This is a genomic window from Spirosoma validum (assembly GCF_014699035.1).
Lineage (GTDB): Bacteria > Bacteroidota > Bacteroidia > Cytophagales > Spirosomataceae > Spirosoma > Spirosoma validum.
In genome coordinates, this window is sequence record NZ_JACXAA010000002.1 from 553558 (window position 1) to 569311 (window position 15754).

General features: G+C 46.4%; 11 protein-coding genes. 2 read left to right on the plus strand and 9 right to left on the minus strand.

Features of this window, described 5'->3' with window-relative positions; genetic code table 11:
* Positions 1-14: 14 nt before the first annotated feature.
* Both IC230_RS07210 and IC230_RS07215 read right to left on the minus strand, forming a co-directional pair.
* Entirely contained in the window at positions 15-3461 is a 3447-nt protein-coding gene (locus IC230_RS07210; protein ID WP_191038296.1) for a SusC/RagA family TonB-linked outer membrane protein, read from the minus strand.
* Positions 3462-3678: 217 nt separating this feature from the next.
* Complete coding sequence (locus IC230_RS07215) at positions 3679-4800, minus strand: FecR family protein (RefSeq protein WP_191038297.1); 1122 nt, start codon at positions 4798-4800, stop codon at positions 3679-3681.
* 197 nt (positions 4801-4997) lie between these two features.
* On the opposite strand from IC230_RS07215, the gene IC230_RS07220 reads away from it, so the two are divergent.
* On the plus strand, positions 4998-5390 hold the full coding sequence (locus IC230_RS07220) for a VOC family protein (RefSeq protein ID WP_191038298.1): 393 nt from the start codon (positions 4998-5000) through the stop codon (positions 5388-5390).
* A gap of 88 nt (positions 5391-5478) precedes the next feature.
* On the opposite strand, the gene IC230_RS07225 is transcribed toward IC230_RS07220, so the two are convergent.
* The 7 genes from IC230_RS07225 to IC230_RS07255 all read right to left on the minus strand — a co-directional run bounded on the left by IC230_RS07225 (position 5479) and on the right by IC230_RS07255 (position 14026).
* The gene (locus IC230_RS07225) at positions 5479-6417 is read right to left on the minus strand and encodes an alpha/beta fold hydrolase (protein WP_191038299.1); all 939 of its coding nucleotides are present in this window, start codon (positions 6415-6417) and stop codon (positions 5479-5481) included.
* Between the two features lie 74 nt (positions 6418-6491).
* On the minus strand, positions 6492-9059 hold the full coding sequence (locus tag IC230_RS07230) for a penicillin-binding protein 1A (RefSeq protein WP_191038300.1): 2568 nt from the start codon (positions 9057-9059) through the stop codon (positions 6492-6494).
* A 288-nt stretch (positions 9060-9347) separates the two neighbouring features.
* On the minus strand, positions 9348-9842 hold the full coding sequence (msrB, locus tag IC230_RS07235) for a peptide-methionine (R)-S-oxide reductase MsrB (protein ID WP_191038301.1): 495 nt from the start codon (positions 9840-9842) through the stop codon (positions 9348-9350).
* Positions 9843-10037: 195 nt separating this feature from the next.
* A complete protein-coding gene (locus IC230_RS07240) occupies positions 10038-11597 on the minus strand; it encodes a hypothetical protein (protein ID WP_191038302.1) in 1560 nt (519 codons plus the stop codon).
* Between the two features lie 426 nt (positions 11598-12023).
* On the minus strand, positions 12024-12842 hold the full coding sequence (locus tag IC230_RS07245; protein ID WP_191038303.1) for an anti-sigma factor: 819 nt from the start codon (positions 12840-12842) through the stop codon (positions 12024-12026).
* Complete coding sequence (locus IC230_RS07250) at positions 12839-13393, minus strand: RNA polymerase sigma factor (RefSeq protein WP_191038304.1); 555 nt, start codon at positions 13391-13393, stop codon at positions 12839-12841. The genes IC230_RS07245 and IC230_RS07250 overlap by 4 nt, the downstream gene beginning before the upstream one ends.
* Before the next feature lie 237 nt (positions 13394-13630).
* The gene (locus tag IC230_RS07255; protein WP_191038305.1) at positions 13631-14026 is read right to left on the minus strand and encodes a hypothetical protein; all 396 of its coding nucleotides are present in this window, start codon (positions 14024-14026) and stop codon (positions 13631-13633) included.
* Between the two features lie 139 nt (positions 14027-14165).
* On the opposite strand from IC230_RS07255, the gene amaB reads away from it, so the two are divergent.
* Entirely contained in the window at positions 14166-15701 is a 1536-nt protein-coding gene (gene amaB / locus IC230_RS07260; protein WP_191038306.1) for an L-piperidine-6-carboxylate dehydrogenase, read from the plus strand.
* Positions 15702-15754: the final 53 nt, after the last annotated feature.

Below are 15754 nucleotides of genomic sequence, written 5' to 3' on the forward strand. Positions count from 1 at the left end.
AGAAAGTTAGTAGGTTAGAATTTTACCATTAAGCTCACACCAAGGCTGCGGGTTCTGGGGACCCCAAAGGCTTCCAGACCCTGTGCATTCGTACTGGTATAGCCTGATTCAGGGTCGAAATACTGATTCTTTTTATCCTTGTATAGAATGGCCAGGTTACGCGCAACAAACGAGATCGACGCCGACTGCAATTTCAGGAACGGCAACTTACCGACAGGCAAATTGTAGCTCAGGATGATCTGGCGCAGCTTTATGAAGTCGTTGTTGAACATGAACATCGCCGTGTAATTCTTGTCATTATCGTAATACGTATCAACGTCTTCTTTCGCCCAGGTTTTCGTGTATGGCGTTCCTTCGGGCGTTACACCCGTTACCGTTACGCCCGTTTCGCGACCGGGCAGCGTTTCCTGCGGCAGACCAAAGCGATACGCATACTGGTATAGATTCGAATAAACGATGCTGCCAAACTTGCCGTCGATCAGGACGTTCAGCGAGAAGTTTTTGTAGCGGAAGTTGTTGGTGATACCCATCGTGAGGGGAGGAGTACCCTGTCCAATCTCTTCCAGATCGCCCCGAACGGCGTAACCGCTGGCCGTATTGAACACTACGTTGCCACTAGCGTCGGTTTTCTTGCGATAGCCCCAAACGGTACCGTAAGGTCCGTTCAGTACGTTCCGTACGATGCCCCCGCCAACACCCGTACCAATGTCGATGCCGGTTATGCCTTCAGCGAGCCGTTCGATCTTGCTTTTGTTGTAAGCCATGTTGTAGCTCACATCCCAGCTGAAATCGGGTCTTCTTACTGGGGTACCGGTCAACAGCAATTCAACCCCCTTGTTGCTCAGTTCACCTACGTTCAGCAACGCAGATGTATAGCCGGACGACAAGGCAATGTTAGACGTAACGATGTCGTTCGTGGTTTTCCGGTTGTAGAGCGTCAGGTCGATACCCAGGCGGTTGTTCAGGAATTTAGCTTCGATACCAGCCTCAGACGTTGTAGACGTAAGCGGTTTCAGATCTGGGTTAGGTACCTGTGAAGACGACAGAACCTGCACCGGCCGACCGTTGTGACCACCCTGCTGCATGTTGTAATACTGATAAATCTGGTATGCATTGACCGTTGCACCACCCACTTGCGCCCAGGAAGCCCGCAGTTTGGCAAAGCTGATGGCTTTAGGCAACTGGAAGGCATCCGATAGAATGAACGATCCACCAACCGAGGGATAGAAGATGCTGTTACTCTTCGGATTCAGCACCGAGAACCAATCCTGACGGCCCGAAAGGGTCAAATACGCTATATTTTTATAACCGAAGTCAGCCGAGCCAAAGACCGAATTAATGGCACTTTTCAGATAGGTTGGCGTGGTGGCTAATGTGGCCAGGTTCGTATAGCTGTAGAAGTAAGGTACAGTGAACTCAGCGCCCGCAATCTGTGTCTGATCGTAAATAGCGCTTTGCGCGTTGGCACCTAATAGCGCGGAGAAGCTCAGGTCCTTGAAAAAGTTGGTATTGTAGTTCAGCGTCAGCAGGCCATTGGTTTCGGACGACGTCACCTTGCGGGCATCGTACGTACCCAGGGGTTGGTACGCGTTGTTGGTTGGCTGTACGTACTCCGATGAGAAACTGTAGTAATCCTGGCTGACACGGCCCTGGATGAAAAGATTGTCCAGAATGTCGTACCGGATGCTTCCCTGGCTCAAAAAGCGATGTTTGATGTCATCGTTTTTGAACTTGTTGACGACGAAATACGGGTTTGGTGCGGCTGGTACCGGGTTCCATTCCATTTCTTTGCCGGTCACCGGATCATAGCCCGGAGCCAGGCTGCGAATATCCACTACGTTGGCAACCAGATACGTAGCCCAGTGTGGGTTCATATCGGCATAACCAACTTTAGGACGGTTAGTCCCTACTTCATAGTTGTATTGGAAAACCGTTTCGACGCTTAGTTTTTTACCCAGAGCCGCATTCAGGTTTAAGTTAGCGATCCGCCGGGCAAAGGAGGAGTTCGGGACAATGCTGTTCGACTGCGTATTGTTCAGGCCTAACCGAAAATTAACGGACTCATTACCACCCGTAAACGCAACCGAATTGACGTAATTGGTGCCTGTTCGGTAGAAGTTCTTCAGGTTATCTTTCTGGGGCGAATACGGGTGCAGTTGGCCGTCAACCTGAATCGTGGGCTGACCATCCATGCGGGCACCGTACGAAAGGCGACCAGTACTCTTAGCTTCCGTCACCGTCGTTGGTTTTTTGCCATCCAAACCCTGTCCAAATTCATACTGCCAGTTCGGAATGACAGCGATATTGTCAAACGTTGTGTTGCTGTTGACTTCGATGCCGACACCTTTCTGACCACGTCCTTTTTTCGTGGTGATCAGAATAACCCCGTTGGAAGCACGAGCGCCATAAAGAGCCGCAGCGGGTCCACCTTTCAGAACACTAATGGACTCAATATCATCAGGATTGATGCCGCCGATGCCATCGCCACGGTCGACGTTCATGCCGTTTCCATCGGCAGCCGTGCCACCACCCGGAATGCTGTTATCCATCGGCATCCCGTTGATGACGTAAAGCGGCTGGTTGTTACCATTTAACGAACCGTTGCCCCGGATGATAATGCGGCTGGAACCACCCGGACCCGTTGCCATACCCGTTGCATTCACACCCGCAATTTTACCGGTCAGGGCATTTGCTACGTTGTTTTCGCGAGCCTGTGTGAATTCGCTACCCTTCACTTCGGAAACGGCATAGGCCAATGCTTTCTTCTCGCGGGCAATACCCAGGGCCGTTACGACGACTTCGCTGAGAGTGCTGGATTCGGGGACCAGGCTTACCGAAAGATTCGATTGTGTGCCAACCGTAACCTCCTGCCGCTGATAACCCACGAAGCTAAAAACCAGTACTGCGTTCTGCTCGGGTACGTTATCCAGCGAGAACGTGCCGTCGGCAACGGTCGTAGTGCCGCGCTGGGTTTCTTTCAGGACGACGCTGACACCAGGTAATGCAGCACCTTTTTCGTCGAGAACTACCCCCGTTATTTTGCGCTTAGGCGCTTCCCGCATGGTTGTAGGTTTCAACTCAGTCGGGGTAGAAAACACTTCCTGGCGCTTCAGGATGATACGTTCCTGAAAAACCTCATACGATACCTGGTAGGGTGATAAAACCCGATTCAGTACGTCGGAGAGCGTTTCGTTCTGAAATTTGTAGTTGCTTCTGTGTTCAACCCCGAAAATCTGCGGGTTATACATGAACTTGGTTTTCGTAACGGCTTCCAGTTTGTCCAGAACCCGCTCAACGTCGGCGTTATGTAATTGAAACGTCACTTTTTGTTCGAGCACCTTCTGACCGCTTACATCGTGGGCGTGGGCGAAGGTGGCGAGGGCGACAGAAAGAAAGGCTTGGTAGAGGCCAATGCGCATGATTTTCTGTATTGTCTTTTGACAAAGTAGTCTTTTTGACATAGTTTTGGCTTTTGTCGGATTTTAAATTCGGCACAATAAAGTCCTGGGTCCGCAGTGCGGATGTCGTAATGAGCTTATGCGAGGGGCTGTTTTCGAGTCGAAGGTGTTGGCGCATCTTCGACTTTGCTTTTTATACTTCTCCTGTTAACGGATCGGTCATAGGCGATTTTAGATTAGCTTAGGTTTGGTTCAATCTAATTCTCACAACGTCTGATACTTATTTACATCCTTTACTGTCGATCACGATGTACGTATCCAGTTGATCATAGCTGGCATTGATCGTATGACAGATCAGGGCTAGTTTATCGAAAAGGGGCTCATCGGCTAATGAAGCGGTCAGGTAGCAGTTCTTCATGGCTTCTTCGTCAAAAACGATGTCGATGCTGTAGGCTTTTTCAAGCGCGGCAAACACATCGGCAATGGGTGTTCGCTTGAAGGTAAATGACTGCCTGTGAGCCTCTTTTTGCAACAGGGCTGGTTCGTTGACTAAACTTCTTACCAGACGTGTATCTTTTTCTGAGAAAACTACCTGCTGATTTGGTGTCAATACGGTACCTCCCAATTTGTAATCTTCTTTCTTGCTCGTTGATGCTGCCTGATCCTGTGCATAAACCGATACTTTTCCCGTTTTCACGACAACCTTCACCTGTTTAGCGGTTTCGTTAGTCTGCACCATGAAGCTGGTTCCCAAAACCTTCGTCACCAGACTATTCGCGTACACATAAAAGGGGCGGGACGGATTCTTTGACACTTTAAAAAAAGCTTCGCCTGCCAGATACACTTCCCGCCTGGTACCCAAAAACTGCCTGGGATAACTGATCCGGCTCTTCGGATAAAGCAAAATACTGCTTTGATCCGGTAGGCTTACCACCAGTGGTTTATCAGTCGTATTCTTCACTTCGTCAAGCGGACTTGTTACCTGAGCGACTAGCTCATTATACGTAACGTCGCGCTTCGTGTTCATCGGCTTTAGTACGTACCAGCCAAATAATCCAAGTAGAATCAGCAAGCTGGCGGCCATTCCATAACGGACAGGTGTGAACTGAAGCCATCTGACAGGCTCTGGCTTTTGTCTGTCCAGCGATTTGTAGAGTTGGCTGATTTCGCGCTCTATTTCCCGATCTGAAAGCTGTACCTGTTCGCTAATACGTTGTTCAGTCTGGCTACTAATTGCAGTCAACAGAAAATGAGCTTTCTCTACTTGTTCCTTTTGATCAGGATTCTGAAGCAACCACTCGTTCCAGAAGGCGCTTACGACAGGGTCACCAGCTAATTTCCACCGTTGAAACGAAGAATCAGCGGCTAGTTCTTCTGGTTCGAGATTCCTGTAATCCTGCATGCGTCAAGTACTATCTATGCTATTTTGAAGTAAGGATGTAAGAACATGCCGCCAATACTCACTTTGTTGAAATTATATTTTAAATTTTTTTAGAATAGCCAATTTTGAGCTGTACAGGCTATTTTTAGTATAAATGAAACTGCCAATTTTGCTGGTATTGCCGTTATATGAGTTGATAAATAACCTCGACAAAATGTATGTCTATTGAACATGTTGCTATATGGGTACACGATCTGGAGCGGATGCGATCGTTTTACGAAACGTATTTTGGCGCTACGGCCAATAGTCGCTACATGAATACCCAAAAGAAATTCGCTTCGTATTTTCTCAGCTTCCCGCATGGTGGTCCACGACTGGAGATTATGCAGATGCCGGGAATTCGGGAAGCTCCAAAGGATGGACCGTCACAGTGGATGGGTTACGCGCACGTTGCCTGCTCAGTCGGTAGCGAAACGGCAGTTGATACATTGACTAACCAACTTCGGACTGATGGCTACACGATTGTCGACGGACCTCGCCGTACAGGGGATGGCTACTACGAGAGCGTTGTGCTGGACCCGGAACAAAATAGGATTGAGGTAACAATTTAGGGGGAGGAAGGAGGAGGGGGAAGAAAGGGAAAAGATAGCAGGAGTATGTCCCTCTCCTCCCTTTCTTCCCCCTCCTCCTTCTTCCCCTTTATTTTACCGCCATTGATTTGGCTCTAACCGTTTCTTTGACATCGCGTCGGGTTAGGATGTCAAGGAGAATTTCGGTCATATACTGACGTTTGTTGAACACGATATCATGACGATTCTCCGGCAATAAAAACTGCTTTACCCGCGCATTCACCAAGTGTTGCTGCGCAAAGGAAACATTAGTGGGATAAACCAGATCGTCGCGCTGACCATGTAACATGGTAATGTTCGACCGGATTTTGGGCCAGTCGGGAAGAATGGCTTCCAGTGCCTCTCGATGGGCCAGCTTTTCATCATTTGCCAGCCGGAGCAATGGTGGAACGCCCCAATGAATCAGCGGACTATCCGCGAGATAACTGATCGAATACGTCCGCTCCAGACCGGGTCCAAGTGCCGAGGATACGAATACTACGTGGTTGACACGCCCTGGATTATTCATCGCTAACCGCGCTGATACCGAGCCACCATACGACGACCCGACTACCATTAAATAAGGCGCTTTCCGATAGCGATCAATGAGGGGCTGAAGTAATTCGGCCTGCCGGATAATCGACGTTTCAACCCGGCCAAAATCTGAGTAACCGTAGCCTGGTCGATCAACAGCAACCAGTTGGGCACGATTGAGCAGTGTCGAATCTTTAAAAAACTCATTGAAGAACGATAGCGAGCTTGGCGCCCCGTGAACGAAAAGCACAACGGGCAACGTCGAATCGCCACGGAGAGCAGGTGTTTCCATGAACCGAATTGTCCGTGGGACGCCACTACGTTCGTTAACCTGATAATAATGTACAGATGGATGGATGAGCTGCCCCTGAAACTCTTCGGCTAACTCCTGGTCAGACTGCCGGGAGTCGACGAACCAAGCTACCACGAGTACACCAATTGATAGTATAAAAATAGTCAATAAAGCCCAGCCAAGAATGCGCAGGAATCGTTTCATAACGGTATTGTGTGGACCCAATCCTGCACTATACTGACTAAGTATGAGGGCTTATGAGCCGGTTATTATCTTTTTTAGCGACCGGTTGTGTCGGGTAATACAGTCGGATCGGGTTCAGGAGCGGTCGGAATAAAGGTTGAGTCACTTGCTGGGCCGTCCGTATCGGTCGAATCAGATTCGCTGCTTGTTTCTTCATCGTCCGAATAGCCACAGTTCTGATAGTCTTTGCTGACGCTGTCGAGCTTGGGAAAAGGCCCCTGAAGCGTTTTAAATTTCGGATCAGCGTAGACTTTCTCCAGAAAGCTTCCTACCAGCGGCAGCGCTGTTTTTGCCCCTTCGCCAAGATCAGTTGACCGGAAGTGAATACTTCGGTCATCGCCACCTACCCATGCGCCCACAACGAGGTTGTTTGATATACAGACAAACCAGCCGTCGGAGTTGTTTGACGTAGTGCCGGTTTTTGCTCCTAACTCGTTCCGGTTTTTGAACAGATTATAGGACCACAGGTTCTGCGACGTACCACCCGATTCCTGCAAACCGCCCTGGAGCATATAGCGCATTAGAAAAGCCGATTCAGGACTAATGGCTCGCTTGTGTTGACTGGTAAACGTTTCGATTACGTTCCCGTCGCGGTCTTCAATCCGTTGTACAATGACAGGGTCAGTCGATTCACCGTCGTTGACGAATGTGCAATAAGCACTAACCAACTCGTATAGTGATACGTCTGATGAACCCAACCCAATGGACGGAACGGCTTCCAGACGGCTTTTGATACCCATTCGGTGAGCGTATTCTGCTACGCGTTCGGGAGTAACATCATCCGTTAGTTGAGCCGTAATGGAATTTACGGATCGAGCCATGGCCCGGCGCAGGGTCATGTGCGAGTAGGTATAATAGCCTGTTGAATTGCGAGGCTCCCACACTTTATCTTCTCCATTTTCGCGATATTCTTTACGGAATGGGCGATCCTGGATGCGGTCGCAGGGGCTAAGATTACTAATGGTATCGTCGATAGCGGTTGTGTAAACAAACGGCTTGAAGGTCGAGCCTGGTTGCCGCTTGCCTTGCTTCACGTGATCGTATTTAAAATAGTCGTAGTCTAAGCCACCTACCCACGCCCGTATGTAGCCTGTGTGGGGGTCCATCGCTACCATACCCGACTGTAAAAAATGCTTGTAATAGGCAATCGAGTCGTAAGGCGTCATCTCCGTTGAGTCATAACCGCGCTTACTGTTCCAGCTAAAGACCCGCATTTTGTACTTCACGTTTTTCATGTAGTACGTTATCGAGTCGGGATAAAGCGGCATGAAGCGTCGGCTCAAGGTTTTGTACCGCTCCGTACGGCGGGCCACTGAGTCAATGAAGCCGGGCAGTTCTTCACCATCTTCGTCGGCCCAGGGGTTGCGGCCACGCCAATGGTTATCGAACGTACGCTGCAATTGCTTCATTTTATCTTTAGTGGCCTCTTCCGCATAAGTCTGCATCCGGGAATCGATTGTGGTGATGATGCGTAAACCGTCGGTATACAGGTCATACCCATTCTCTTCGCCCCATTTTTTTACGTAATCCTGAACGGCGTTTTTTAGGTAACTGGCTGGTCCTGAATACGGATTTTCGGGTGTAAAATCTGTTGCCAACGGCAACGCACTGATCGAATCGGCCTGGTTTTCAGTCAGAAATTTATACTTAGCCATTTGCCCGATTACTACGTTCCGCCGTTCGCGTGAACGCTTCGGATGACGTAACGGATTATAACTTGTGGTTGCTTTTTGCAACCCGACTAATACAGCACCTTCCTGAACATTCAGACTATCAGGGACTTTATTGAAGAAGGTGCGGGCGGCAGTTTTCAAACCGAAGGCGTTGCTGCCAAAGTCTACGGTATTGAAATAATACGTAATGATTTCCTGTTTGGTAAAATTCCGTTCCAGCTTAAGGGCCATCAACCATTCTTTCGATTTGTAGATGACCTTTCGGATGAATGGAATTCTCGTCAGCAGACCCGTACTGGTTTTTCGGCGGGTTTTGAACAGGTTTTTGGCTAGTTGTTGCGTAATGGTTGATCCGCCCCCTTCCCGTCCTAAACTAATGACGGCCCGACCAATCGCGCGGGGATCAACGCCACCATGGTCATAAAAGCGAGCATCTTCGGTGGCAATCAGGGCGTTAATCAGCTGCTTCGGAATATTTTCGTACTTGATTGGGGTCCGATTCTCGGCGTAAAATTTCCCGATCATCACGCCATCCTGCGAGTAAATCTCCGATGACTGGTTCAGCTTGGGATTCTTCAACTCTTCCACACTGGGCATTTCGCCAGTCAGGTACAGGAAGTTATAATTAAGGGTGAAAACGTAGAGACCCATCAGTAAAAATCCCCAAAGCATCACCTTAAGCCCATTTTTCAAATAGGGGTAATACCAGGAATCAGGGTCAACGTATTGATGGACAATTGAACGGAAACGGTCACGGTAGTTGCGGTACGTACTGGTCCATGAATTGACCCGCTCTTCGCCCGCTACCCGTGCGATCTGTCGGCCAACTCCACGCCTGACATTGCCTAACAGCTGGCGTTGTCGAATTCGACGTCGGAACGCACCAAACGCGTGCCGAACGGCGCGGAATCGCTCCCTATATTGACTCATGCGTATCTAATCGAAGAAAACCTGATAATAATTAGTGGCATCACCCGAAACAGCCAGTTCACTCAGCCACATTAAAATAGTAACGTAAAATTCTGCTTTGGCGTACCAACTTGGGTGGGTGCAAATCGACCTAACCCACGTTAGGCGCCAAATATAATGTATTTTCGACCGATCTAATATACAAAAACCGGGTCGTGTGAACAACCCGGCTAAAGGATTAGAGAAAGAGAGGAGTAAATCTGAGCAGAAAAAAAGCATTAACGCCTACATTTCCCCTTTGCTTCCTACTTATTTCTTCTCGAACGTCATCGCTACTCCGTTCATGCAGTAACGCAGGCCCGTAGGTTTTGGGCCGTCATCGAAAACGTGTCCCAAATGCCCTCCACAGACATTACACACCACTTCAGTGCGCACCATACCATAGGATTTGTCCGATATATTGCGAACAGCATTTTTGGCAATCGGCGTGTAGAAACTCGGCCATCCCGTACCGGAATCAAACTTCGTATCGGACGAAAACAGGGGATTATGGCAACCGGCACAGTAAAAAGTACCATGATCATGAATATCGTTCAGTGGACTGGTAAACGCCCGTTCAGTACCGTGTTCGCGTAATACGGCATACTGCGAAGGCGTCAGGATTTTCTTCCACTCTTCATTCGTTTTCACCACTTTTCGGGGCGGATTGTCGTCCGAAATCCGCCTGACTGAGAGCGATGGATTTTTAAACGCAAGGCTAAAAAAACTACAAGTAGCAATTAAGAGAAACAGGATATTTTTCATTGGTTCACTAGTTAATACGTTGCTATATTTATGCGTATATACGTTTTTATCAATCAACAGGATTTACTGGTTGACCTGAGGTAAAGCAAAACAGCATTAGTGCACAAACAGTATACTCTAAGAACAGAGAATTATATAAACTTGTTCGTTACGTAGTAATTCTTATAAACTAAACCTCAAGGGGGAGTTTTGCAGTTAATCCATTGGTATAATAAGCAATGATTCTTCAGCGCTCTTTACCCAGTATGAAGAGTTAATAGAGGCAGAGTATTTTACTTTAGAAGGGGTTAATATACTCTTGTAAAAATTATTTGTAATCAACGGGTAAATGGTGGTTTTTTGCTCCGCCTTATGTACGGCGTAGTACTCATGAATAGGCAACTCTACCGGATCAATATTTATGTCTTTATTGTTAAAATAGTAAGAGGTTTTAAAAATAGCCTGTTCATTAACTTTTGCCACTATCTTTTGACATTTCTCTATTATTTTTTGCGGTGGTATATACTGGCCATCCTGATAGAATTTATGCCAACGTTCAGAGTAATACTTTTCAGAATACCGCGAAGGAACATCCAGAATGCCGCTATATTTCCAGTTATAAAAATGAGCAAATAAGAGTCGGGAATGTGTACTGAATCGGGTTGTATAGTGTGCATAACTGACAACCCAAAAAAGCATACTGAATGAAAGGATCGATTTGAAAATATATTGATTCTCTTTGACCCTGTCTTCCAATAAAATGTACGTTAAAGCCAGAACTAAAGCAGGATATAACTTATACCGGCTACCTGAAAGTATATTGCTCGGATGCCTACCGAGACTAATGGCTGCAATTGTCAATAAAACAAAAGCTAAGCAAGCTACAAAAAATAACTTTGATGAATCTGAGTTAACTGATTGACTGTTAATGATATAATATACTGAAATGCTTATGAAAAGTAATAAAATAAAGCCTAGAGCAAAGGAAAAAAGAGGAAAAGACTGCGTGTAAACGACTCCGCCTGTCAGGCTGATAAATGTTATTAAAAACCTGACTAGCTCAAGTGATTCGCCAAAGCCATCTCCCGAATACTTGCCTATTATGAAACCGTTCCAGTACAGAAAGCCACTAAGTAGCCCTATAACTAGCCAGATTATGCTGCTAGGCCAGTCCTTTCTATAAATAAGTAAAGCTATACCAACTATAAATGTGAATAGACCATTAGCACTTGTAAAGACAGCTAAAACAGCTACTAATAAGGCCAGATAATTATTTTTTGACTGAAACAGATAATAAAAAGAAAGTGATGATAAAACAATAACGCCAATATTTTGGAGAGAAGCCATCCCCCAATACATTAGCTCACAATGCATGGGTTGTAATACGAAAAATAAAACGGGTAAAAACCTTTTTACCCTCTGGTTGATAAAACCTGCTTTGAAATATAAATAGAGGAGTAAAAAGATAGATATGTTCCCAATTATAATCCACCACATGATATTTATGTGTCGATGCTGGATATAATAAATACCTATAGCAATCAGACGAGGAATAGCTATTCGGTGCTCATTATGAAAATTGAAAAGTATTCTTAGTTTTAAATACCAATTCGGGGCATGTTGAATATCATACAAAGATGAGAGAACAGCTAAATCATCAGCGTATGGAATGTTCTCTGCATAGGCTACTATTATCAGTAAATAAATTAATAGTACGACCAGGCATGCAATCAACCATTTCCAACGATGTAATACAAAGGGCGGCTGCGTAACCATTGGCTGAGAAGAGGAGTAGTTCTAATGCGTTATAAGCCTATTAATAGAAATTGGTTAGTATCAGTAAGGGCTAAATATGTGCCTTTTCAAGGATCGCTGATAAACCAGCGATTTGTCGGGCTCGTGGCAAATACAGTGGATTACTATATTAAAAATAAACTCCTTGTAAAAGCTTAGTACGTTTAATCCAATATATATGCTTAATAAATAATACAGATACAATTTCGTAAGGAACCGTGTCTGTTGAATGATGATCTAAAGAAATGGAACTTGTAGTGCTATACTAATAAGCTTGGTGGTGTTAAAGCGAATAGTTCTTACTCAGGTTTGAGCCTACTAATAGACTGGTCGGGAATAGATACCCAACAAAAATAGACATGTTTTTGGATAAACAGCTATTAATGGTAACAAAAAGATGGGAATTAATTAACTTTTTACGGGCTCTATCGCCAGCAAGGTAGAAAGAGTAGGCGTGGGGCTACCACCTCTCTTTTCGATAGTCACGGCAAACGCATCCGCTCGTGTAACTGAGCGGTTTAACCGTTGAACCAATTGATTCTCGTTTGTCGCATTAAATACACCAGCATCAACTGGCTTACCATCTACCATTGACCAAAGTTGATATTGTTTGTCAGCTGGTAACGGGGGTAATGAGTGGACTTGTACAGCAACCTGATGAGTTTGGGTATTCCAGAAAAGGAGCATATTGCCCTGTGGCGCTTTCTCATTACCATGTAATGCAAACGTTCGTAGACCAGGCTGACGTAATAGTGCTAATGTCTGATCGGATTGCAACTGATTCTCACGTAGCTGGCGTAACTGAGATTGTAACGATTGATTAACGTTACGGGTTGAAGCAAGCGTTTTCTGATTGGTACGTAATTGAGAAAATAAAAAAAACGAGAAGACTAATAGTAGTAACCCAACAGAAGCTGCAACGATCCAGGTAATCCGGTACGTAGGTGATGAAGGAATATCGACGGGCATCGGCCGAATAATCGTTTCCTGTTTCCCGGGTTCGTCAAACGTAAGCTGCTCCAGCAATTTGGTTTTTATTGAAACTGGGGGCTCAATACTGTGCAACAACGCATAACTTTCGAGCGTAGACGACAACTGGTCCAGTTCCTGCCTAATTTCGGGATAAACAGACGACAAGCATTCGACCTCACGCCGTTCCTGGTCGCTTACCACGCCCATAACGTAAGATTCTAAGATACCTGAGGCTATGTATTCCGTTACATTCATAGTTTGAATAATTCCTTTAATTCCTGCAAGGCAGCTCTAACGCGGGTCTTTACTGTTCCTAAAGGTAACTTCAGTTCTTCGGCGGCTTCTTCATGTGTGTAGCCTCCGAAATAAACAAGGTCAATTAACTGTTTACGTTCAGGCCTTAGCTTATCGACAACTTCCTTAATACCAATATGATCTGGGTTAGGTTGCTCCGTGTTATGCTGCTGATCAACAATATGTACGTTTTCCTCATCAGTTCGGATTGCATTGGATAACTGGGTTTTATTCGACCGTAATGAATCAATAGCGGTATTCCTAGCGACGTTCAGCATCCACGTGAATAAACGTCCTTTGTTCGCGTCATAAGCGTCTAGATTTTTCCAGATTTTAATAAAAACATCTTGTAGAATATCCTGAGCATGCTCTTCTTCACGTACAATACGTAAGACCACGCCATATAGAGCAGGTGAATATTGATCGTAGAGCCACTGAAAAGCCTTCTGATCGCGCTGAACAAGCTTTTCGAGCAGTGCACTTTCCGAAACTAAAGAAGACTGTCGTTTCACGCAGAGGGTGTTAAGTGAGCCAAATATAGAGAGAAATTCAAAAAATGAATCTGACGTAGATGTGTGCTTTGCGTTAAAGACAGTAAGAGGCTGTTATTTACTATTGGTAAGTAAATGCGTATAATGAACGAAGTGGTCACTGAAGGCCAGGCCAGTTAACCACTCCAGTCAATTTCTCAATTAAACCTATTGTACTGATAGTTAAGGTCACTGCATTATATCAGGCTACCAGTATGATCAATCGTTAGGTTTTTTAGACGTGTTCGGACTTGTAGATGTATTAGGGTTGCTTCCCGCACCAGTGGGTGCATTCGTTACGTTATTGCTGTTGTAGTTTGTTGTGTTGCTGTTGTTGATCGACGTACCATCGCTGGATGAACTTTCCTTATAGCGAGCATCCTGGGTGGAGGTATTGGTGGTAGCTCCCTGGTTCATGCGCGAATTTTTACGATTTCGTTTCATTTCCCGTTTCTGATCGCGTGAAGCTTTCATCGGCATCGAGTCAGGGGCAATGGCTCCCTGCGGATATGTTGTTGACGTAGCGGTTCCAGTAGGCATTGTTTGTGCCCAGGTATGAGAAGCTGCCAGCGCAATTCCCACCGCGACAAGGCCAAGTGTTTTCCTGATTTTCATAACGTTGTTTAGTATATGTAAGGATAATCTACTGCTACTTTTTAACTGAATTGACCGTAAAAAGTTTACCATTAGGTACGTATTATTTGCCTGAAGGCAGATAGTTTTGCCGACGATCAACAAACCACAAAGCGGTTATATGCAGTCTATTCTTCCGTTACCAACCCAGCCCGTTAAGCCCGGAACCAGCACAGGCCAACACTTTTGGCCTACGGAAGCGTCGGGCAATCAGAAAATCATTGATTCGTACTCGCCAGCTGACGGGCAACTTATTGCCCGAGTGCACGTATCAACCCGCGCTGATTACGATCGGGTTGTTGAAACGGCACAGACTGCTTTTGGTCAATGGCGATTGGTTCCAGCCCCGCGTCGGGGTGAAATTGTCCGACAAATGGGTGAGCAGTTCCGGCGCTATAAACGCGAATTAGGAACGCTGGTCAGCTACGAAATGGGGAAATCACTGCAGGAGGGCCTGGGCGAAGTACAGGAAATTATCGATATCTGTGATTTTGCCGTTGGCCAATCGCGTCAACTGTATGGTCTTTCCATGCATTCTGAACGACCAGCTCATCGCATGATGGAGCAATGGCATCCGCTAGGTGTAGTTGGTATAATCTCGGCGTTCAATTTTCCGGTAGCCGTTTGGTCCTGGAATGCCATGATTGCCTGGGTATGTGGCGATGTGTGCATCTGGAAACCTTCCGAAAAGACACCGCTAACGGCCTTAGCCTGCCAGCAGATTATCGGCGACGTGTTACGTAACAATGACGTTCCTGAAGGCGTATCCTGCCTCGTTACGGGTGGGCGCGATGCGGGCGAGTGGCTGGCTCGTGATCCACGCGTAGCGCTGGTATCGGCTACGGGTAGTACACGCATGGGCAAAGCGGTAGCCGAATCCGTTGCCGGGCGACTGGGTAAAAGCCTACTCGAATTAGGAGGTAACAACGCCATTATCGTTTCGGAACATGCTGATCTGGATCTGGCCATTCCTGCAATTGTATTTGGAGCGGTAGGGACGGCCGGGCAGCGTTGCACCACCACACGTCGAATTATTGTTCAGGAAAGCATTTACGACGATGTAAAGAACAGGCTGAAAAGCGCCTATGCACAGTTACGTATAGGCAGCCCGTTAGACGAATCTTTTCATGTCGGCCCACTTATCGACCAGGCTGCTGTAAAAAGTTATCAAGTAACCATAAACGAGATTCGCGAATCGGGTGGACGGTTCGTTGTAGAACCTGGTTTGTTAGATGGAATCGGTTTTGAGTCCGGATGTTATGTAAAGCCTTGTATTGCTGAAGCCGAAAATCAGTGGCCTATCGTACAGCGCGAAACCTTTGTGCCAATTCTTTACTTGCTAAAATACAGTACGTTAGACGACGCTATTGCTCAGCAGAATGCCGTGCCGCAAGGGTTATCGTCAGCCATCTTTACGTTAAATCTTCGGGAAGCAGAACGGTTTCTGTCGACGGCTGGCTCCGATTGCGGCATTGCTAACGTGAATATTGGTACGTCAGGAGCCGAAATTGGCGGTGCTTTTGGAGGAGAAAAAGAAACGGGAGGTGGTCGTGAATCCGGCTCCGATGCTTGGAAAGCGTATATGCGTCGACAAACTAACACGATTAACTATGGCACTACAATGCCATTAGCTCAAGGGATTACATTTGAATTATGATTCGCCTTCTTTTACATGATTAACAGGAGTTATTATCGTATAAGTTGTCCCGT